The organism is Peribacillus sp. NPDC096379 (assembly GCF_044762875.1).
In the GTDB taxonomy this organism is placed as follows: domain Bacteria; phylum Bacillota; class Bacilli; order Bacillales; family DSM-1321; genus Peribacillus.
This window is the reverse complement of sequence record NZ_JBIWFD010000002.1, coordinates 58872-81232: the sequence shown is the minus strand read 5'-3', so window position 1 is coordinate 81232 and position 22361 is coordinate 58872. Positions and strand designations below refer to the sequence as shown.

The 22361-nt window shown below is 37.8% G+C and carries 20 protein-coding genes and 1 pseudogene; 6 read left to right on the top strand and 15 right to left on the bottom strand.

The features are described from left to right. Window positions 1–490 precede the first annotated feature (490 nt). The 4 genes from ACIQZI_RS09485 to ACIQZI_RS09470 all read left to right on the top strand — a co-directional run bounded on the left by ACIQZI_RS09485 (window position 491) and on the right by ACIQZI_RS09470 (window position 4908). Window positions 491–2803, top strand: coding sequence for a ribonucleoside-diphosphate reductase subunit alpha (locus tag ACIQZI_RS09485; RefSeq protein ID WP_403072373.1), 2313 nt, complete (start codon window positions 491–493; stop codon window positions 2801–2803). 141 nt (window positions 2804–2944) lie between these two features. Further along, window positions 2945–3997, top strand: coding sequence for a ribonucleotide-diphosphate reductase subunit beta (locus tag ACIQZI_RS09480; protein WP_062182554.1), 1053 nt, complete (start codon window positions 2945–2947; stop codon window positions 3995–3997). After that, a complete protein-coding gene (locus ACIQZI_RS09475; protein WP_403072369.1) occupies window positions 3994–4452 on the top strand; it encodes a flavodoxin domain-containing protein in 459 nt (152 codons plus the stop codon). Before ACIQZI_RS09480 ends, ACIQZI_RS09475 begins: the two co-directional genes overlap by 4 nt. A 153-nt stretch (window positions 4453–4605) precedes the next feature. Beyond that, window positions 4606–4908 (top strand): DUF3892 domain-containing protein, encoded by a 303-nt coding sequence (locus ACIQZI_RS09470; RefSeq protein ID WP_403072366.1) that lies wholly within the window; start codon window positions 4606–4608, stop codon window positions 4906–4908. Between the two features lie 63 nt (window positions 4909–4971). On the opposite strand, the gene ACIQZI_RS09465 is transcribed toward ACIQZI_RS09470, so the two are convergent. Both ACIQZI_RS09465 and ACIQZI_RS09460 read right to left on the bottom strand, forming a co-directional pair. After that, complete coding sequence (locus ACIQZI_RS09465; RefSeq protein WP_028393295.1) at window positions 4972–5169, bottom strand: cold-shock protein; 198 nt, start codon at window positions 5167–5169, stop codon at window positions 4972–4974. A gap of 215 nt (window positions 5170–5384) precedes the next feature. Then, window positions 5385–5864, bottom strand: a complete 480-nt coding sequence (locus ACIQZI_RS09460) for a hypothetical protein (RefSeq protein WP_403072363.1) — start codon at window positions 5862–5864, stop codon at window positions 5385–5387. Window positions 5865–6694: 830 nt separating this feature from the next. Between ACIQZI_RS09460 and spx the strand changes: the two genes are divergently transcribed. Further along, window positions 6695–7090, top strand: a complete 396-nt coding sequence (gene spx, locus ACIQZI_RS09455; protein ID WP_062182566.1) for a transcriptional regulator Spx — start codon at window positions 6695–6697, stop codon at window positions 7088–7090. A 150-nt stretch (window positions 7091–7240) separates the two neighbouring features. On the opposite strand, the gene ACIQZI_RS09450 is transcribed toward spx, so the two are convergent. Together ACIQZI_RS09450 and ACIQZI_RS09445 are read right to left on the bottom strand one after the other, a co-directional pair. Then, the gene (locus tag ACIQZI_RS09450; RefSeq protein WP_403072358.1) at window positions 7241–8662 is read right to left on the bottom strand and encodes a HAMP domain-containing sensor histidine kinase; all 1422 of its coding nucleotides are present in this window, start codon (window positions 8660–8662) and stop codon (window positions 7241–7243) included. Beyond that, window positions 8652–9344 (bottom strand): response regulator transcription factor, encoded by a 693-nt coding sequence (locus ACIQZI_RS09445; RefSeq protein ID WP_403072355.1) that lies wholly within the window; start codon window positions 9342–9344, stop codon window positions 8652–8654. Before ACIQZI_RS09445 ends, ACIQZI_RS09450 begins: the two co-directional genes overlap by 11 nt. A gap of 384 nt (window positions 9345–9728) precedes the next feature. Between ACIQZI_RS09445 and ACIQZI_RS09440 the strand changes: the two genes are divergently transcribed. Beyond that, a complete protein-coding gene (locus ACIQZI_RS09440) occupies window positions 9729–9878 on the top strand; it encodes a YjcZ family sporulation protein (protein WP_403072352.1) in 150 nt (49 codons plus the stop codon). Between the two features lie 195 nt (window positions 9879–10073). Here ACIQZI_RS09440 and ACIQZI_RS09435 read toward each other — a convergent pair whose 3' ends face one another. The 11 genes and pseudogenes from ACIQZI_RS09435 to ACIQZI_RS09385 all read right to left on the bottom strand — a co-directional run bounded on the left by ACIQZI_RS09435 (window position 10074) and on the right by ACIQZI_RS09385 (window position 22286). Further along, window positions 10074–10670, bottom strand: coding sequence for a DedA family protein (locus ACIQZI_RS09435; RefSeq protein WP_062182574.1), 597 nt, complete (start codon window positions 10668–10670; stop codon window positions 10074–10076). Between the two features lie 742 nt (window positions 10671–11412). Continuing rightward, window positions 11413–11541 carry a hypothetical protein gene (locus tag ACIQZI_RS09430; RefSeq protein WP_403072349.1) on the bottom strand — a complete coding sequence of 43 codons (129 nt, stop codon included), beginning with the start codon at window positions 11539–11541 and terminating at the stop codon, window positions 11413–11415. Window positions 11542–11667: 126 nt separating this feature from the next. Further along, entirely contained in the window at window positions 11668–12810 is a 1143-nt protein-coding gene (locus ACIQZI_RS09425) for a mannitol-1-phosphate 5-dehydrogenase (protein WP_403072346.1), read from the bottom strand. A gap of 5 nt (window positions 12811–12815) precedes the next feature. Continuing rightward, window positions 12816–14906 (bottom strand): BglG family transcription antiterminator, encoded by a 2091-nt coding sequence (locus ACIQZI_RS09420; RefSeq protein ID WP_403072343.1) that lies wholly within the window; start codon window positions 14904–14906, stop codon window positions 12816–12818. Between the two features lie 229 nt (window positions 14907–15135). After that, a complete protein-coding gene (locus tag ACIQZI_RS09415) occupies window positions 15136–17043 on the bottom strand; it encodes a PTS mannitol transporter subunit IICBA (protein WP_062182581.1) in 1908 nt (635 codons plus the stop codon). 208 nt (window positions 17044–17251) lie between these two features. After that, window positions 17252–17578, bottom strand: a pseudogene (locus ACIQZI_RS09410) (YnfA family protein). 260 nt (window positions 17579–17838) lie between these two features. Then, a complete protein-coding gene (locus ACIQZI_RS09405; protein WP_403072340.1) occupies window positions 17839–18918 on the bottom strand; it encodes a copper resistance D family protein in 1080 nt (359 codons plus the stop codon). Then, window positions 18915–19481: a copper resistance CopC family protein gene (locus tag ACIQZI_RS09400; protein ID WP_403072338.1), complete on the bottom strand. Its 567-nt coding sequence runs from the start codon at window positions 19479–19481 to the stop codon at window positions 18915–18917. Before ACIQZI_RS09400 ends, ACIQZI_RS09405 begins: the two co-directional genes overlap by 4 nt. Before the next feature lie 123 nt (window positions 19482–19604). After that, window positions 19605–19760: a hypothetical protein gene (locus tag ACIQZI_RS09395; RefSeq protein ID WP_403072335.1), complete on the bottom strand. Its 156-nt coding sequence runs from the start codon at window positions 19758–19760 to the stop codon at window positions 19605–19607. A gap of 29 nt (window positions 19761–19789) precedes the next feature. Then, window positions 19790–21925 carry a heavy metal translocating P-type ATPase gene (locus tag ACIQZI_RS09390; RefSeq protein ID WP_403072332.1) on the bottom strand — a complete coding sequence of 712 codons (2136 nt, stop codon included), beginning with the start codon at window positions 21923–21925 and terminating at the stop codon, window positions 19790–19792. Beyond that, a complete protein-coding gene (locus ACIQZI_RS09385) occupies window positions 21918–22286 on the bottom strand; it encodes an ArsR/SmtB family transcription factor (RefSeq protein ID WP_403072330.1) in 369 nt (122 codons plus the stop codon). The genes ACIQZI_RS09390 and ACIQZI_RS09385 overlap by 8 nt, the downstream gene beginning before the upstream one ends. Window positions 22287–22361: the final 75 nt, after the last annotated feature.

The following is a 22361-nucleotide window of genomic DNA, read 5'->3' as shown; positions in this document are numbered from 1 at the left end:
ACTCCATGCTACCTAATCAATCATGCATCAAAATTAATTTTTTTAAACCTTCTTCATCCTTGCTCAGTCTAGCAACCATTTGATAGAATAAGCAATTCAGGCACTTATTCCACAATTTTTTCAGCAGAAACTATACTTTTTATAAAAATCAAGATTTGATTTATTTTTATTTATCCATTAGGATAATAAGGAGCGAATCACAATATATAGATGTTGAAAACCAGAAATATATCTATATATAGAAATTGAGCTTTAGATGCTAAAACCGTGCTTTGCCGATATGAACAGTAGGGTCGACATAATCCTACAAATTCACCTAACTAGATATAGTGAATCTCTAACTTATGTGAGTGAATGAAAAGATTGTCTGCAAACAAACAGTTTTTATGTTGCGAGATGTTTTGATTCACTCACCATGTGTGACTATTACGAATCGGCTTTTCACAAAAAATGCTACGTTTTTTTGATTGTATTTAAGGAGGAACTTACTATGAACCTACCAATTAATAATTCTTTCGCCTTTCCTGATGTGGAAAATTTAACAGAAAATGCAAACTCACTACATTTAAACCACCTATCCAAAGAATTCGAAGACAAATTGGACATGGACAAATATAAAAAACGCTTTATGAAGTGGCTTGATCGCCAAGATGGTCCGACAGAAGAGCAAACTTCCAAGAAACTGATCCAAATGGCTCTTGAAAGTGTCGACATTGACGCTCCAGACTGGACGTTCGTGGCAGCGGCTGAGTTATTGAACTCCATGTATCGTGAAGCACAGGCTAATCGAGGCTATGAAGGGATAAAATATGGCTCCCTTTATGAATTGATTCACTTAATGTCCAGCGTCCAAGACGGGCAACGCTACCCCGTTTATAAAGCTGAATTACTTGATGCTTATACTAAAGAAGAGATTGACGAATTGGGCTCAACCATTGATCCTGAAAAAGACAAGCTCTTCTCGTATATTGGTCTCTATTTGTTAAACGATCGATATCTTGCACGCCCAACGAACAACGCTGTTTATGAGTTGCCCCAAGAACGGTTTATGATCATTGCAATGGAAATCATGCGTCTTGAACCGAAAGAATATCGACTTCAATTCGTCAAGGAAGCATATTGGGCCATGTCAAACCTCTACATGACCGTTGCGACGCCTACTCTTTCGAACGCAGGGAAAACACATGGACAACTAAGCTCTTGCTTTATTGACGCTATTGAAGACTCGATTGATGGCATTTATCTATCAAACTACGATGCTGCAAAAGTTTCTAAATTTGGCGGCGGCGTTGGGCTTTATGTCGGTAAAATCCGTTCACTCGGTTCGGACATTCGTGGCTTCTCAGGCAACAGCTCAGGTACAACACCATGGATTCGCCTATTTAACCAAACAGCAGTAAGTGTTGATCAACTCGGACAGAGAAAAGGTGCAATTGCGATCTATCTTGATGCGTGGCATAAAGATATTATGAGCTTCCTTGATTTAAAAACACAAAACGGGGACGACCGTCTGAAAGCACATGATATTTTTACTGGCGTTTGTATTCCTGATCTTTTTATGGAAGCTGTAGAGAATCGCAAAGAATGGTATTTATTTGATCCTCATACAGTCAAGCAAACACTTGGGTTCTCACTTGAAGATTTCTATGATGAGAAGAAAGGGGAAGGAAGCTTCCGTGAACATTACGCACTTGCAGTAGAGGCAGCCAAAAACGGTGTTCTTCCAAGCTATGCGTTTGAAAAAATCAACGCCATTGAAATTATGAAAAGTATTATGATTTCTCAATTAGAAGAAGGCGTGCCTTACATGTTTTATCGGGATGAAGTGAACCGCAAAAACCCGAACAAACATAAAGGGATGATTTATTGTTCGAACCTATGTACAGAAATTGCGCAAAACTTAAGTCCTTCTTCAATTACAGAAGAATACGAAACAGAAGATGGCGATGTTGTCATGATTCGTAAGAGTGGTGATTTCGTTGTATGTAACCTTTCTTCCATCAACCTGCCTCGCGCTGTTGGTGATGAAGTATTAGACCGGCTTATCCCGATTCAAGTACGGATGCTTGATAATGTAATTGACGTGAATAATCTTCCTGTCAAACAAGCGGAAATCTCAAATAAACGATACCGCGCGATTGGCTTAGGTACATTTGGCTGGCATCACCTGCTTGCTACGAAAAATGTGTACTGGGAGTCAGACGAAGCAGTTGAGCTAGCTGACACTCTTTATGAGAAAATTGCTTTTCTAACAATCAAAGCATCAAGTGAGCTGGCACAAGAAAAAGGTGCTTATCCATATTATGAAGGCTCTGATTGGAATACAGGCAACTACTTCGAACTTAGAAATTACCAAGACGAAGCTTGGACAACATTAAAAGAACAAGTGCAAAAGCACGGCGTTCGAAACGGTTACCTGATGGCGATTGCACCGAATTCATCGACCGCTAAAATCGGAAATTCAACAGATGGAATCGACCCGTTATATGAAATTGAATTTTACGAAGAAAAGAAAAACTTTAAGTTCAAGGTAACGGCTCCAGGATTAACGCCATCAACCTATGAATACTATAAGAAAACGCGATTCCACTTATCGCAAAAAGAAAGCATTCGACATAATGCAGCTCGTCAGCGTCATATCGATCAGGCTATCAGTTTTAACCTGTACGTTCATAACACGATTAAAGCGAAAGATTTACTCGATATACACATGACCGCATGGAACAGTGGAATGAAATCAACGTACTACGTTCGTTCCACTTCTTCTGAATATGATAATGCATGCGAAAGCTGTTCTAGTTAAAAGCCTTAGCGCCTTATTAGTAGTAAATTTATTAAAAATATAATCGTACACATTTGCTGAATAAAAAGGCTCCCTTTTTATTCAGCTTTTAATACGATCTTGATACGAACTTATATTCCCTATAAACAAAGGAGCGATTATATGACAACTCACATAAAAAAAATCCGCTTGTTAGAACCAACATATCCCACAAAGGCAACAGGGGTATTCAAAGGTGAGGGATCCGGTTTTCTCCTCTGGAATGATATTCAATATGAAAAATTTTATGATGTCTATACACAGCTAATCAATAACTTTTGGAAGCCTTCAAGTGTAAACATGATTCAAGATAAAAAGCAGTGGGGAGATTTGGACGAAGACATCCAAGACGCTTTTCTAGACATTCTTACGATGATCGCTGGCATGGACAGCTTGCAAACACCAACACTAGTGGAGATTCTTCGATACGTTAAAGACCCTGCTGCAAAGGCCATCCTTGCAAATATGGCACAGCAAGAATCAATTCATAACGAGTCCTACTCTTACATCCTTGCTTCTTTGATTCCTTTAAATAAGCAGAAGCAATTGTTTGATCGTATTAAACAGCATCCACAAGTTGTAAAACGAAATAAACCCATTGTAGATGCTTATCAAAAATTTGTTGATGATCCGAGTCCACAACATTTATTCGAAGCTTTAATACATTCGACCAATCTCGAGGGTATTTATTTCTACCTTGCTTTTGCCTTCTATTACAATTTAGGCCGTCAAAACCTAATGACTGGTTCTGCAACGATGATTTCCTATATTCACCGTGACGAGATGGTCCACTTTGACTTTGTCGGAATGCTTGTACAAATTTTAATGTATGAATATCCAGAATTGAACAATGAAAGTAACACGAAATTCATTTATGAAACGTTAGAAAAAGCTGTGGATTTAGAAAAAGAATGGTCAGAGTATATGCTTGAAGACATTCAAGGAAAAGCAGATCTTGATTTAGAAGAGTTTTACGAATACATTGAATACATTGCTAATAAACGATTACGCATATTTGGATTGGATAATCTCTATAAGGAATATCCAGAAAATCCAATGCCTTGGATTAAGACCTTTGATGATGAATCAATCAGACTGACCAAAACAGACTTCTTTGAACAAAAATCTAGAACGTATAGTCAGGTCAATGCAAGCAATGGATTCGATGAGCTATGAAAACGGCCATCGTGTACCATTCTGCCGGAGGTAATACAAAAGCCTTAGCAGAAGCCATTTTTTCTTTTTTGCCGGAAGCAGAGCTATTTAGAATCAAAGATTTTGATCTCAGCACGATTTCCCAATATGAAGGTTTATTGGTAGGTACTTATACATGGGGCGATGGAGATTTACCCGCAAAAATCGTTCCATTATATGAAGAATTAGAAGTTGCTCAAGTAACGCCATTAGTTACCGGCGTATTTGGTACAGGTGAAACAAACTACAATCATTTTTGCGGAGCTGTTAACCAGTTCCGCGACATGCTATTTGCCAACACACAATTAGCCGTTACATTAAAGATTGAGCAGATGTATCAAGATTCAGACCTTTCGCGAATTCAAAAGTTCACAGAAGTTTTCAAAGCGAAATTAAGGGCTCAACAAAATAAGTTTGAAAAATCCGCCGTCCTATGAATAGACGGTGGATTTTTTTCAACTAATGATAGCCCCTTGCTCCTGTCGCTAAATCTTTAGTTAACTATTCAATGAACAAATACGAATTTGCTATATTCCTATGTATACATTTATTCTATTTGCTTATTCTATATATAGGAGGTGGCATACAAAATGGATCGTTTTGAAGATGCATACAATCAATATAGAGAACAAGAAGCTACAGACAGTCGGATAAATCCAGAGATTGATGATGGCAAGGAATATATTGAAGCCGTTCGGAAAAACGATGATGGCAATATCATTGCCGTTAAAACAAATGCTGGCAGAGAGCTAGATTACCCTACCGCTATATCCGAAGCAAAAGATGGAAAACTTGCTCACGTAGATGTTTTCCATAAATATGGACGAGATATTTTACGAAGTGAGCCGGACGGGATTAAGGAAAATAACCTGGATGAACTACCACTCTTTTAAAATAGGTTTTTAAAACACGAAAAAGGCCCCCAAAATGGAGCCTTTTTCTTATAGAATCATAAATTATTTTTGAACGTTAGCAGCTTGTGGTCCGCGAGCGCCTTGTTCGATTTCGAAAGAAACTTCTTGACCTTCTTCAAGAGTTTTGAAACCTTCACCTTGGATAGCTGAGAAGTGTACGAATACGTCGTCTTGACCTTCAACTTCGATGAAACCGAAACCTTTTTCTGCGTTAAACCATTTTACTTTACCTTGTACCATGTATAGTGCCTCCTGTTTGGAAAAAATCCCTTTATTACTATTCTTGATCTAGGATAATGTCTTCAAGAGGAAACCATAAAGGTACTTCCTTCTATGAATCTTATTCCGAACAAAAATAATTGATTATAGTATACCATGTATTTTAGAAAAAAAACAAGGAAATTGCCCAAATAACAATCGACAATTCCTCCTATTTTTCTACAATCAAAAGGCTTTTACTTCTTTTTTCTGAAGCGTTCTTCCATTAAATAACGCTCTGCCTCAACTGGGGATTCGAAGCATTCTTCAATATTAATGCCTGAATAAATATTCCATAACAAGTCCTCATGAACTAAAGTCAGCTCCTGTTTGTCACGACCAATCCAGATCCCCTCAAGGTCCGAAAATTCATCTTCAGCTTCTTCCACTTCTTCAAACGGTTCTGCTAAATAAGCAAGGCTTGATGCAATGATTTTCTTCAACTCAGCCTCAGAATAATCCCTAATATTCACGAATCCTTTAGGTCCTCTTTCTTTCTTAGGCAAATGTCTGGCAAACACAAATCCATTTCCATTCGGATGTAGGTGCTGCACAACAATTTTTTTCTCATGCAAACTTTCTTCATAATGAAAATTCACTCTTCCAAGTGAAACATCTTTTCTCGTTAATTCTGGAAATGCTTCAATAATCTTTAATTTCTCTTCAAAAGTTAACAAAATCGTTCCTCATTTCATTCATTCAATAGTGTTCGTCGATTATATCATAAATGAGGATGAAAGAATAATTTTCTATAGAAAACAAACATAAAGTGAAACTTCCATCAGTGGGGGGGTTTTCATCCCCCACTGATGGTTAGTCCCGTTCTACTGTCGCTAAATCTTCGATAAAGCGACGTACGAACCCGATTCAACGAACTCAGACTAAAATCCTGCGGCAACGTCTGAGTGACCCACATCCTTATGGGCCTCAACTAAACCGCTGAAGAGCATAGCGGTAGTCTCACTGTATCTCACCAATCGGGGATTTACTTCAATAAGCGAGGCTACTGCTCAGCCTCGACAAGCATAAGATGTAATACGGCGTGGCGTAGTTTGCCACCGAGTATTACATCTTATGAACTCGAGGGGCTAGGAGCCGCAGCTAGATTAGGCTGTTTATCCCCCACCTATTTATTTCTTGATTCTCCCTCAAAAATTGAGGTGGGGTATTACAGCCTGTTAAACCGGGATAAACACCATCACATTCGACAACAAGAAAGTGGAACTTCCATTAATGGGAGTATTGTCGCCTTTAAAACCAGTATAATAGTAGCGAAATTAATTTTTCTAAAAAATATAGAAGTCTGACATGTAGCTGACACAAACAAACGGTAAAGTAAGAGTATCAAGAAAAGCAATCAATGTTCTCACCGCAGAACTTAGTGAAAAAGGTAACGTACTATTTCAGATGAGAGTTTCGTAATTTACCCGTTACTTCATCATTAAACAAACAATAACTATACATTGAATACTTAAACTATTAAAATTTCTAGAAGGAGTCGATTGAATTGGTTACTATTTATACTACTCCAAGCAGCTTAGCATGCCGAAAAGCAAAATCCTGGTTAAACAAACATGATATTGCCTACACAGAACGTAATTTATATGCACAACCATTAAGCGTTGAAGAAATTAAGGAAATCCTTCGTAAAACTGAAGGTGGCACAGATGAAATCATCTCAACACGCTCAAAAAAATTCAAAAATTTAAATATTGATATTAATACAACACCATTAAATGAGCTATGCAAGATCATTCAAAAAAATCCTGATTTGCTTCGCCGCCCTATTATCTTTGATGAAAAGAATTTACATGCCGGCTATAATGAAGAAGAAATGGGACGCTTCCTGCCACGTCAAGTTCGCCATATCCAATTGTGGAGAGCGATTAGTTTGATCAATTAATACTCATTTATCAAAAGAGGCTGTCTCAATAGACAGCCTCTTTTGATGGTTTAAAACATTTTCAACTGTTTAGATATCTTTTTAATAACTCGTCATACTATTAAAAAATCTGATCCGTAAAAGTGGCTTTAGGGATGCCCCTTTTAGGTTTTAAGTCTCCGCTTTTCTAAGATGAATCGTAAAGGTTGTACCGTTTTCACTGCTTTCTTTCAGTGTAATATCTCCTTTTTGTGCTTTGGAGAGCATTTTACTGAACGGAAGGCCTAAACCTAATCCCCTTACTTTAAGCTTCTTCTTCTCGCCTCTGTAAAAAGGTTCAAAGACATAATTTATCTCATGTATTGGTATGCCTCGTCCGTTATCTTTTACATCAATCCGAATTTCATTTTCCTCTTCATACAAGGAAACTTCAATTTCCCCATTTTCCACTAATGCTTGTTTTGCATTATTCAACAGATTGATGATAATTTGTTGGAGTCTAAAGGAGTCGACATAGCCAATAACAGATTGATCAGGCACTTTGACATGTAGATCAAAGTCTTGCTCCTCTTGCGTCATTTTCCAGCGATACGCCATTTCTCGAAGAAATTCATTTATATCTGCATTCGCCATGAGCATGGTAAATGAGCCAGCTGACAGCGAATTATAATCGAGTAAATCCTCAATCATTCTTTGCAGTCGGTGGGTCTCTTTAAGCGAAATATCCAAAAACTCCTTGCTTTCTTCCCCAGTTACGACATCATCTTTTACTGCTTGAATTAAGCCGCTAATGGATGTAACTGGAGTTTTCAAATCGTGTGTAACGCCAGCAAGTAATTCAGCTCGTAATCTCTCCATTTGAATTAACCGATTTGTCATTTCTTTGAATGATTCGACCAATTCATAAATCTCCTCTTCCCGTGTCTCTTCTTCTTTTAGTTGAATATCATAATTCCCTTCACGAATTTGCGCCGCAGCATTCGCTACATGTTGAATCGGTATCGAGATTTTCCGAGAAAGAGCATAGATAACACCCCAACCAAGAATCAACAGACCACACATCATTACAGCAAGCATCCCATGATCCGTGTTGATTTCATTTAAAGATGCTTCTTCCTGGGCAATAATCACCCAACCTTTTATTTCATCATGATCTATGATTGGAGACTTCACGATATACACTTCGTTTGCCTGTTCAAATTTCACTTTCTGAACCGTTTGCTTATGGTTCATAATAGCAGCTGGTAGCTTACTTGCACTGCTGTCAATATAGATTTGAGGGATGGTAGAAATAATTTCCCCATCAGGCTCTACAATGTAAATGATCGGGGTTTTATTTAGATTAATCATTTTTTCCCGTTCTTCAATCGCTTTCGCTAGAACAGGTCCAACAACGATTTGTCCATTTCCTTTTATTGCACGGTCAGCTGTTTCTTCCGCTAAATATTTCAACAGATTAAGTCTGTATTCTAAAGCAGTCTTTTCCATCCACCAAAACGAAACAGCTGATAATATGAGCAAACCCGTTGTCAGTGTAATTAAGTATCTGGTTGTCCAATAGCGTATAAGTGTCGTTCTTTTCTTAATTTTCATAGACAAGCAGCTGATACCCCATTCCACGTAATGTTTTTATTTCTCCTTCTGTATCAGGCCATTTCCCCAGTGATTTCCTTATTCGTTTAATAGCAAGGTCCACCGCTCGATCACTTCCATCGTAATCGATTCCCCAAACCTGATCGAGTAATTGCTCCCTTGTGAAAATCTGGTTAGGATGTTTAACCAAGAACATGAATAATGAAAGATCACGTGGTGTGAATGGTATCTCTTGTTCATTCAAATGAACCTGATAGGAGTTAAAATCAACCTTCAAGCTTCCCAATTGTTTGGTGTTTTCATTTTCCTCATCAGCAAAAGCTGGTGATCTTCTAAGGACTGCTTGGACCCTTGCTACAACTTCGTCTGCTACAAATGGCTTTGATATATAATCATCTGCACCAGATTTAAATCCAGACAAACGATAATCCACATCTCCAAGTGCTGTCAACATGATAACCGGACAAGAGCTACTTTCACGGATTTTATCCAAAATTGTCCACCCATCCATTCCAGGAAGCATGACATCAAGGAGGACAAGATCAGGTTCATGCTCTCTATATGCTGTTAATGCAAGCGAGCCATCGTAGATTTGAATGATTTCATATCCCGCTCGCTGCATATATGCTTTTAACACCATTGAAATGGCGATTTCATCTTCTACAATTAAAATCTTTTTCATTGCCTTCTTCACTTCCTTGAATAAAAGTATAATGAATTTATCACCGAAGTGCTAGTCGTAGGGCATAAGCCTCAAAACAATAGCAAAATCCATCACAAGACTTCGCTCTGATGGACGCTTCATTATAAGAAACAGTATATAGGACATATGTGTCAGCATTATGTTGAAATCGTTTAGGTTGTTTGATTCAAAAACAGATTATTTACTAAAAAGGGAAAGTTCCGGAAATCTAATAAGCACCTCACAGCCTTTATCACCATCATCTAGCGCCCATTTTAATAAACAGGCAAACATTTCTGGGTGATGGACATATGATGAATTAGCTTAGATCATTTGCTTTTACTAAGCCGCTAGAAAGCTTTTCAAAATAGAGGAGGAACTACTATGTCTTGTGTGGGTGAACGCGAATGTGGTGGATTCAATAATGGTTTTGCTTTAATCATTGTGTTATTCATTCTTTTGATTATTATCGGGTGCAGTGGATTTGTCGGAGGTTTCCAAGGAGGATACGGTGGAGGCTATGGTTGTTGCTAATAAGCTTAAATAATGAAGGAAGGCGCTTATATGAGCGTCTTTCCTTATTGTATCTATTTCTCGTTAATCTTTTACTGCTTCACGGTATTAATTACCGCTAATTGAAGGACAGCTTCAATTCTAATCTATTCTAAAAAAGAAAAAAGCTTGCAGAGATACATTTCCTTCTCTCCACAAGCTAGCATATTCTAACTTTTAATTTGTTCTTGTCTTCGATTTTCTGGCCTTCACAATCATCCAAATAATGATAATCGCAATGGGAATAAGGAGAAGGTTTGCGTATTGTCCAAAGATAGCACCGGCCTTTTCCCACTGAGGTCCAAGTTTATAGCCTAAATACACATAAACACTTGTGACAGGTAGCATAGCTACATAGGTGTACACGATGAATTTCCAAATATTCATCTTCGTCATTCCACATGGGATTGAAATAGCTGTTCGTACACCAGGTATAAACCGTCCGAAAAATGCCACGCTTCCACCATATTTTTCAAAAAAATGGTCTGCTTTATCAATATGAACTTCTTTCACAAGAAAGTATTTTCCAAATTTCAAAACAATCGGCCTTCCGCCATAGCGTCCTAAAGCATACAGTGTTAGAGGTCCTAACACACCGCCAATCGAACCAGCGAAAATGGCCAAATAAAGATTCATATCCCCTTCGTACACCCAAAAACCTGCAAGTGGCAACACGAGCTCTGCCGGTATAAATTCAAAGGTCAAAGCAAGCATGATTCCAAAATAGCCCAATCCTTTAAAGGCCTCAATCATATCCATAATAATGGATTCCATTTGTAATACCCTCCATCTTCTAACGATTGCATACTAAAAAGGATGCCAAACTAAGGCAATAGGCATCCGCTTCATTTCGACAAGTAGCCGGCAACCGAAAACAAGTATTAACCAATCTACTCCTCGACGATACAACCACTTTTTCTCTATTTAGAGTATAGTATACAAGCCTTTCCGTCAATTCCAAATAACGAGAAAAGGTTCTTGTTATATCCATTAAAAAGATTCGATCACGACCATGCGTCCAGCATTTCCTCCATAAGTGTGGCTCTTTTACATATATCAATCGATTCCGACAATATATCAGCCGAATTAGAAATATATCGGCGTGTTTCATTTATCTCTTCATTTCATAAGAATTTCTCATTTTATTCATAATTTGTTCATCATTATCCTATACTATAAAGAATAAGCAACATACCTTTTCCTCCTTATCTGAATCCAGCAGCTATTGCTGGATTTTTTTCGCGTACAGACGATTATTTGCATACAAAACCTAGATGGTGTCAAAACGCCAACATTTACCATGAAGGATTAATCCTGTAGCACGCTACACCACCTAATCACAATGGTGGCGGTGCGGAGCCCGAATTTTGGATGCTTTCTAAGGTAAAATCCGTATACCTACTAAGTAGATTGGCTATATTAATAAGTCGCGGAGACCCGCCCCCATGTCCTTCATACAAAATCCACTAATTACAGCTGAAAACTGGCTTGTTTAGCGGATTATGTTTGATAATCTTTAATCAGCTTTCTTAATAACATACGCTTGCTTAATTTCTTGATATTCTTGTTCAGTAATGATTCCGAGTTGTTTAAAGATCGCTGAATATCCTACGATTTTCTTTTGAGTCCGCTGTGAATAAGACATATCTTGTTCTCTCCTTTTTACTACATAATGTATTCCGAAAATTTTTGCTTAGTGCAACATAATTGCTTGCGGTAATAAAGTAAAAAAATCAGTGGAGATGAAGCCCCCACTGATTGCAGTTTCACTTTATTTTTTTAATACATCGTAATGCTTGATTACTTCTAGCGTAATTTCACTATTTTCATCTAATCCACTTACTTCTTTCAGAACATACGCTACACCATGTTCTTTTATCATGGCTTGCATTTTTACTGCTTCTTCATCTTCCTTGTTATCAAAGAGTAAGGCTGATGCGATTGCCTTGGTAAGATTCGTGTAAGATAGTCCAGCTTTTTTTGCCTCAGTAGCTGGGCGTACTAGACGGTCATTTGCTCCAAGCTTACGAAGAGGCGAGCGGCCCACTCTAGTCACATCATCATTTAAGTAAGCATTTTTAAAGCGATTAATAATCTTATTAATATATTGTTGATGCTCCTCTGGATTTAAGCCATATTGCTTAATTAAATAAGCACCCGTTTCACCAAGTGTTGCTTGAACTTGCTTGATAATCTTTTCATCAGCTAACGTTTGGTCAATCGTCGACTTATTCTCAAGATACCCAAGGTATGCAATAACAGCATGTCCTGTATTCACTGTAAAAAGCTTTCTTTCAATAAATGGTGCAAGTTCTGAAACAATTGTCATCCCTTCGATTGGCGGAATGCTTTCACTTGTTTCTACAACCCATTCATAATAAGGCTCAACCAGTACATCGAGAGAATCTTGATTGTTTTGAATAGGAACAATGCGGTCAACGGCTGAATTAAAGAAATAGACTTTACCAGCTAAATTTGCTTGGGTCTCTTCATCTAGATTTTCTAATATATAGCCTTTTAAAAGGTCTGTTGCCGAGATTTGATTCTCACAAGCGATCACGTAGATTTTTTCATCATTTTCCTTTACGCGAGCAGCCAAGCCCTTTGCGATCAATGGAGCAATACGTGGTAGGATATTCGGTCCAATTGCAGTCGTCAGGTAAGTTGCACCTTTAATCGCTTCAATGACTTCATTTTCCTGCCTCATATTATTTAGTCCTGATACATTTTCTATCGTTACAGCTTCTTTCTGATCTGTAGCCAATTTAACTTGATACTTCTTCTTCTCGTTTAACTGATTAATGATTTGATCCGCAAGATCGATAAATGTCACCTGATAACCAGACTGTGAAAAAAGTGCTCCAATAAATCCTCTTCCAATGTTTCCTGCTCCAAAATGTACTGCTTGTTTCATTCATATCATTCCCTTATTAAATTAGTATGAAGATAATCTAGAAAAACGGCCTCTAATTTTGCACGAATCATGCCCTCATTCGATGAGGAAAAAGTCATAATCGATTCATTATTCTCAATTAAACTTGTACTTATCAAACTGACGATTTCCTGCTTACTTACACTCAGTTCCTCAGGCGCCAACATTAACAGCAAATTCTTCATATACATGTCTCTACCATCCATACCTTTTATCAGACAAGACTCTTCTAAATGGGAGATTTGGAAAATAAGCTCTTGAACGTTCTCACTTCTGCAGTGAAAAAGACCCATTCCTGTGTTTGGAATGCCAAGCCCGCCTTTTCTTTCCCTATCCATTAACAGTTCAAACACTTCATTTGCATGAGTTAAAAGCTTATCTTCTTGCGCCATCCAAACCATTTCTTTAATAACTTGTTCGTGGCCTTTTAAATGAGGTTTCCGATACACCCGAAAATGATCTAGAACAGCCTGGATGCTTTCTTGTACATCCTTCAGCTCTTGTAAGATTTCCCTAATCCCATCCTTTGCTACGCGAGAAGAGGAGGATTCCGTTTTTGCTGTTTTTTTATAATGCTTATTTTTTGTTAAGTTCTCGATGTTATTCCGTAAAAATCTCCTAATCGTCAAAATGTTTTCCTCAGTTAAAAGTGGCGAAACCAAGATATTTTCAACGTGAATAAAAGGAAGGCGGACGGTAGAAATAATAACATCAAAGTTTTTTAAATTTCCATGCTTCTGAAGATCTTTAATCGAACTGATTTCTACAGAATCAATCTCTGAAATTTCTTTTTTTATTCGACTTGCTAGCATCTTTGAGGTACCTATACCGGTTGGGCACACAATTAGTGCTTTTATTGATATTCCTTCTTCCCTCATAACGAGTGCTGAGCCAAAATGAAGGGTAATAAAGGCTATTTCGTCATCGGGAAAATATTCAACTTCTTCAAATTCCTTTTCTACACTGTTCTGTACAGCCATAAATAGAACCGGATACTTTTGTTTGATTTCCTCTTTAAGTGGGTTAAATAATCCCATTTGTTGTTTAAGGCGGAACAACGCAGGTTCCATGTGAGCAAGAAGCCCCTGATACAAGGAAAAGTCCATTGTTAAATCAACATGTAGCTTTGAGGACACATTTCGGATGAAGCTTTTTACCTTTCGGCTTAATACAACGCTATCATAGGGAACGGTATCAGCTGCTTGTAGCTTAGATCCTTTAAGAATAACCGCCAAATAAATCAAATCGGCTTTAGTAAACACGACCGAGTAAGTTTCTTCAATCTCCTTACATATTTTCACGATTAGATTATATTCCTCAGTTAATTCAAGCGAATAATCTACAATTTCCTCTAAGAGAAAATCGGATTCTGTCCTTTGCATGGAAATACACATATGTACAATCAATCCAATATAATCGCCATCCGCAAGACGTGGCTGTAAACGATTTAAAGTCATAATAACTAATCGATCAATAGCAAGAAAATACTCTGGAAGAAAATAATACAAGACCATTTCTTTTGAGTATTTTCCATTTTCTAATAAAAATAGGCTCTCAATCAGTTCTTCATTAAAATACAGTAAGAAATAGTTTGCCAAGGCTTTTCGTTTATTCGCTTCGGTCCCGAGAAGCTCAACCCCGACTCCTCTTTTTCTAGTGATTTGCACATTTGAATGAGTTAACCAGTCTGTCAATTCATCCAAGTAGGTGGTTAGTGTCGTACTACTGACACCTAAACTAGTGGCTAACGACTGGATTTTGTATGATTCTTCTTGCAATAGTGCTAAAAGTAGCTGCAGTTTTTTTTCCTCTGGTGTTTCATCGATTGGGTGAATGCCCAATAAGTACTGAACCAATCGAAATATTTTTTCATTCTTCCCCTCAATCTTGAGCCCCTTATCCGCATTGCGGGCTAAATCAAGCTCAAATGGCAGGAGAATCTTTTCGATTGTTTTTAAATCACGATGAATGGTTCTGACACTTACATTTAGATAATTCGCAATAGAAAAAGCTGTATGTTTCCCAGATGTTTTAATAATTAATTCAATAATTGCTTTTTCCCTTGAGGTAATATACATGCTACCATCTCATTTCATTAGAAAAGCGCAAGGAGCAAGTTTCAGTGACCGGATAAAGACTTATCAAGCTGTATAAGGAACATCCTTCTTCCTATCAGTTTAATCGTCTTATGTTCCTAGAACCGATTGCGCCTTGCGCTAGAAAACAGATTTGTTGTAAGAATTCACTCTTACAAAAGGGAGATTAGAAAAGCGCTTGGTTCACTTTTCTATTCGTAAATGCAAGTATTTATTCTTTTCCTAAAATAGCTATTATTTCTTGCGCCGTTTTCGCTTCGACTAACTTTTCAATATTATCCATATCAGAACATGTCACGGCGATTCCAGATAATATCTCAAGATGTGTACCGTCTTTCCCAGCAATACCGAAGATTAAACGTACTTTTTGACCGTCAAAGTCCACTCCATTTGGAACTTGTAAAACGGTAAATCCAGAATTGAGAACATCCTTTTTCGCTTCTTCAGTACCGTGTGGAATCGCAACATCATTACCCATATAGGTTGAAGTCATTTCATCACGAGCAATCATGGCTTCAATATAGCTTTCGTTCACATATCCAGCATTCACTAATGCTCTTCCAGCAAAGCGAATCGCCTCTTCTTTATTAGCGAATTCTTGATTTAGAAACACATTTTCCGGACGAAGCAAGCCGTCATTGTCATTCTCACTATCAGGGTTACCAGGAACAGCTTCTTGTGCATCTTCTACGATCTCATGAAGCTCTGCATTGGCTGGAAACTTTAACTGACTGATTAATCGATCATATTCTGGACTTGATAAGAAATTATCCACGGAAATATGATACGCATTCGGCACTTGTTTCTGTGCTCTCGGTGTCAGTTCTTCCTGTGTGATGACAATTTGGGCATCAGAAGGAAGATTACTAATAGATGTATTCGTAACAGCGACATCCATTCCTGCTTCCTTCACTTTCTTGCGAAGAAGAGAAGCACCCATTGCGCTAGAACCCATTCCGGCATCACATGCAAAGATGATTTTATTCACGTTATCCGGCATCGTACCTTGTGAAACAAATACATCTGCAACAGAACTTTTCTTCCCTTTCATTTCTTGCATTTTTTTAGCTGCATCTTCAATGCTTTCATCTGTTTGCTTCCCTGTTTTCAGGACGAATGCAGAAATAACAAATGAAACAATTCCTGCTACTAACACACCTGCAAAGTTTGCTATAAACGCACTTGTGTGATGTGGAGTAACTGCAGCGATTGCCAGGATACTACCAGGTGATGCTGGGGCGAATAATCCTCCACCTAAAAGTACTAATGTAAATACGCCACTCATTCCACCCAAGATAACGGCAAAAAATAACATCGGACGCATTAATATATATGGGAAGTAAATTTCGTGGATTCCGCCAAAGAATTGAATAATGGCAGCTCCCGGTGCTGATTTCTTGGCTGTCCCTTGTCCAAAAATACTATAAGCAAGCAAGACGCCAAAACCAGGTCCTGGGTTTGCTTCAAGTAGTAACAAGACCGATTGTCCTGTCTGTTTAATCTGCTCTAAACCAATTGGTGAAAGGATGCCATGATTGATAGCATTATTTAAAAATAATATTTTTGCAGGTTCGATTAAGATACTTGTCAACGGCAGTAGTCCAGCTGCCACCAGCCAATCTACACCATTCACAAGCCAACCCGTAAACAAGTTTACAGCAGGACCAACCCCTAATAAGGATAGAATAGCGAGACCTCCGCCAATGATTCCTGCTGAGAAATTGTTAACAAGCATTTCAAAGCCAGCTTTCACTTTCCCCTCAATAAACTGATCAAATTTCTTTATTGCATATCCGCCGACCGGTCCCATGATCATGGCACCAAGAAACATCGGAATGTCTGATCCTACGATGACACCCATTGTCGCAATAGCACCAACAACACCACCGCGTTGATCATGTATAATCTTACCGCCTGTGTAACCTATTAATAGTGGCAGCATGTATTTAACCATTGGATCGACCATTTGGCCTAAACTTTCACTTGGAAAGAAACCAGTAGGTATAAATAGTGCGGTAATTAACCCCCACGCTATGAAAGCTGAAATATTCGGCATGACCATCGAACTAAGGAAATTACCAAACTTTTGTACTGCTACTTTTATATTTAGTTGAGCCATTTTCTCTCTTCCCTTCATTATATTCATCATTAATGGTAAAGGACGAGTCTCAAGCATTCAATAACGAAGAAAGCTAACTTTGTCGCGACAAAGGAGACAAAGGTATTGTTTCTCAAATATATTCGACTTATTCTCTTGTTAAAAGATTGCACGCTTATTTTATTGTGGATAATATAATAACAGTATTATTTCATTACAATCGATTTGTTTATTGCCTTGGTGCCCATAACACAACAGATACACCAATTAAACAAATGGCACCACCTACCCAGTCGTACAAGTCTGGCGTTTTTTTATCTACTCCCCATCCCCATAATACCGAAAGTATAATAAAGACACCTCCATACGCAGCATAAACACGACCGAAAGATGGAAATGTTTGAAACGTAGCAACAACTCCATATAAAGCTAAGGCGAGTCCTCCTAACATCCCCAAATAAAAGGGCTTTCCCTCACGAAGCCATAACTAAATAAGATAACCTCCACCAATTTCTGCTAATCCCGCAAATAAAAATACAGCAATCGTATAGATCATCTTTACTCACATATGTTTGGTAAAATTAATTATACTTGATCCAATTCAAAATTCACTGAATTCTTCAAAGCCTATGTAAATATCGCCATATAAACGATTTAAACATCCTGCCATTCAGACTATTTCATGTAAATAGGCAACATTAACTCTATTTTATAACGAGAATTCAATTAATTTAGAAGAAAAAAGCCATCCTCCTTTAACAAGAAGATGACTTTGATCCACATTTAGATTTGATAACAACATATTTGTATATGGATTTATATGGACATGGATAACATCAATCCCATATACACAGCAGCCATAAAACTCACTCCGAATAGTAATCCTAAATAAGGTTTTCTATTTTTAAAACTTACAATAATCATCGCCAAAAATACGAAGGAGATGATTATTAACAATATCGTTTGAAAAAATGGAGTGAACTGTACATGTAACGGAACAATAATATCTATACCTAATAACCTTTCTACCCAAGGAGAGGCCCCTTCAGAAATTACTGTAAGATCAATTGTATGAGGGGGCGATAATGTCCCCATTACAGCGGTAAAGTAGAATACAAACATTAGTAAAACACTTTCAACAATCAGCCAAGGACGTGGGTTGAACGTCGAATGATTCATTGCTTTTTTCACAAGAAATCCGTTAACAAAAGCAAAAACAATGACAGGTATGATACTAATATGTTTAAGGAGCAACATCTGTCCATAAGGTAAGACCCAAGACTTCACATAATCTTTCGGTTCCACAATCGGTACCATCATCATAAATCCACTTATAAAAATTACGACTAAACAGACGATAGCAAATGGTGTAAACCAGCGCAAAAATTTTAACCAATTGGAATGATTCTTTGAGAACCATGATATATGAATGAGTATACCTGCCCATATAGAAACGATTAGAAAATGGGTCGTATTAGAGAATAATCCTTTCCAAAAAGACAATGATGCACTATGACTAGCATATCCTACTCCTAGAATCATTAAGAATAGCAGCAATGCCTGTAAATATTTAGATCCTTTTACATAGATGGTCATCCATAAAAACGTTGCCATAAAGCCTATGAAAATCCAGGACTTCCCAATCTGAAATTCAGTAAGGACAGACATCGTCGCCTGCTGTAACCCAACACTGTCCTTAAAATAGGAGATGACTTGCACAATGGGTACTAAAGTAAAAATAATGATCCCAAGAGTTGAAAGTAATAATACAGATTTCGGAACATTTATCTTTGGCTTACTTTCTTCTGGTACAAATTGTAGCGCGATATACCCCGCTAGAATTGAAAACATCAGATAATTTCCCAATTCAGCAATTTGAATTAGTACATTCATCATTTACGCTTCTTCTTGAACAATACAACTAAACCCATAACCAAAATGGCTAAAAGAAGTACTGTAATAATTGTTGTTACTGTATTGGTTGATGTTTGATTTTCTGTTTGATTTTCTGTTTGATCTTCTGTTTGAGTCTCTACTTTATCCTGCTGTTCATTCGCTTGTTTGTTTTCTTCTACTTTGGGTTGTGTTGTTTCTTTTTCTTTGTTTATTTGTTCTATTTCTACAGTGAATGAAACCTTGCCAGTTATTGGATGCCCATCTTCACCTACAATATTCCAATCAATGATATAAGAACCATTTTCAAGAGGGGCAGATAGTGTTCCAACCAGTTGCCTGTCTTGTACTAGGATTTGAGAAAGTGGTATTTCTACTCCATCTTTCAAAAGCTTCATAGTGCTTAATTTTTCAATATTCTCAGCGTAGTCGAGAGTGATTTCCTTAAGTTCCTCCGTCACAACTTGGCCTTCTGTAGGATTAGATGAAGATAGATGAGTATGTGCACTTGCCATGGTAGGGATTGATATGAACATACATATCAACATAAAGAGTAACTTTTTCATTATCGATCCTTTCTTTTGACTAATATTTTTCTATATAACCTTTTTATCGTAACATTTTTAGCCTCGATAATTTCGCACATATTTTCGACAATTTTGTAAACATCATAAAGTGAAACTTCAATGTTAGTCCCTTTCTAGTGTCGCTAATACCTCCGCACAGCGTAGGTAAAGCAACACTACGAATCCAATTGGTTCCTCTAATCCTTGAGATGGGATTTTACTGCCCGTTAATGCGGGATAAAAGTCTATTCCGATATCCGTTCCAATTACTTGTATCATCGGGCATAAGATTCTATGCCCGGCACTTTTTATTTATCTTTTAATTTAAGAAGTCGTAAGCTGTTAAGTGTGACAAGTAAAGTGGCACCCATATCGGCAAAAATTGCAATCCAGAGCGTTAACCAACCAGGTACTACCAATAATAAAGCCACAAGTTTAATCCCTAATGAAAATGTGATGTTTTGCTTGATGATTGATAAAGCTTTTCTGCTTAGTTGTAACGTATATGGTAATTTCTCTAAATCATCTGCCATAAGAGCGATATCAGCTGTCTCTAGGGCCGTGTCAGTTCCGGCACCGCCCATTGCAATACCAACCGTCGATGCGGCAAGTGCTGGAGCATCATTCACACCATCTCCAACCATGGCCACCTTTTCATATTTTCTTCTGAGATCCTTAATAAAAGATAATTTATCTTGAGGGAGTAATTCAGCCTCTATATCGGAAACACCGACTTGGCTCCCAATCGCATTTGCTGTGCCTGCATTATCTCCAGTCAACATGATCGTTCTCTGAATACCCAGTGAGTGAAGCTTTTCGATAACTGTCTTACTGTTTTCTCTCACTATATCCGCGACCGCTAGCAAGGCTAACACACCATTTGCAGTACCAATCAACATGACTGTTTTCCCCTGATTCTGCAATCCAGTGATCATTTCCTTTGTGGTTGTCGGGATTCCATTCTGAACTATTTCATTAAATAATTGGGGACTTCCTACATAATAAGTCTCATCTTTTACCTGCCCTTTAATGCCCTTACCTGTAATGGCGGTGAAGTCTTTGATGTTTACTTCTTTATAAGGTATATTCTCTGCCTCTGCCTTTTTCATGATAGCTGATGCTAATGGATGTTGAGATCCGTTCTCTAAAGCTGTGGTAATCGCTAGAAGTTCACCCGAATTCATATCCGTTAATGGAAGATAATCCGTTACAACAGGAACACCTTTCGTCAAGGTTCCCGTTTTATCGAATGCGATGGCTTTAATTGCGCCCATCTCCTCCAAATGGATGCCTCCCTTAATTAAGACACCTTTTCTAGCAGCGTTTCCGATTGCTGTTACAATCGCAACAGGTGTAGAAATAACTAATGCACATGGACACCCCACCACTAATGCAGCCAAGCCTTGATAAATCCATTTGTTCCAATCACCATCAAAAAACAGTGGAGGAATGGTTGCTACCCCTAAAGCAACCAAGATGATTAATGGTGTATAATATTTAGCGAACCGATCTACAAATACTTGGGAAGGGGCACGTTCTGCTTGTGCTTCTTCCACTAAGTGAATAATCTTTGCAATCGTCGTATCATCCACATGTTTCGTAACCCGTACCTCAAGAAGTCCTTCTTCATTTAAGGTTCCAGCGTACACTTCATCATCTATTCCCTTAGCAACAGGTACCGATTCTCCAGTGATAGCCGCTTGATTGATCGTGGATGCACCTTTACTAACTATTCCATCCATTGCAATTTTTTGCCCAGGTTTTACAATCATGATATCGCCGATTTTGATCTCTTCAATTTCTATCATGAACTCTTTGGTCCCTCTACGAATGAACGCTTCTTTTGGTGCGATATCCATAAGAGAGCGAATCGATTGGCGGGCTTTATCCATTGAATAGGATTCTAATGCTTCACTTATTGCGAAGAGAATCACAACAGTAGCACCTTCACCCCATTCTCCAATAATAGCAGCACCTATTACAGCAATCGTCATTAAAGTCTTCATATCAAACTGAAAACGAATCAAGTTTTTAACTCCTGTGAGAAAGAGGTGATAACCACCAATAATCATAGATGCTGCATAAGCCAATACCGTAGCTACACTTTCTTCCCCATTTAATTGCCCATAAAAGTAACCAAGTAATAGGAAAATAAGTGCGCCTATAACCGAAGAATTCTTTTTCCAGAAAGGTTCCTTCACTTCTACAAGACGTTGTTTTTCGGGAGTGACTTTTAAATTTTCAAAAGCCCCCGCTTTTTCCAATTCTTCAATGGAAGCATCACCAAAAACTGTAATTTTAGATGCTCCAAAGTTTAATTGTACATCTGATACTCCATCTAGACTTTTTACATTCTTTTCGAACTTAGCTGCACAGTTTGCACAAGAAAATCCTTGAACTCGATAGACTGCTTTTTCCTCTGAAGTCTCTAGCTTATTATTCATGCACTGCCACCTCCTTTTGGTGAGTAAATGCAATTTGGACTAACTGTTTAACATGATCATCATCCAAGGAATAAAACACTAACTTTCCTTCTTTCCGATATTTAGCTAAACCTAAGTTTCGCAATAACCTTAGGTGGTGAGAGGCCGTCGCAGTTGTACACCCAACAATACTCGCTACATCACATACACATAATTCATCTTCTTCACTCAACGATAAAGCGATTTTAACTCTTGTATCATCAGCCAATGCTTTGAATATTTGCGAGACAGCCATTGTATTTTGTTTGGATACAGATTCTTTCACTCTTTTTACTTTTGACTCATCAATACAAGTTACTTCACATACATCAGTTTGTTTCATTTTTTTCACCGCCATTATTCAAATACTTATTTGACTATTAGTATATGAGGTACTTTTTCATTAGTCAAACAATTA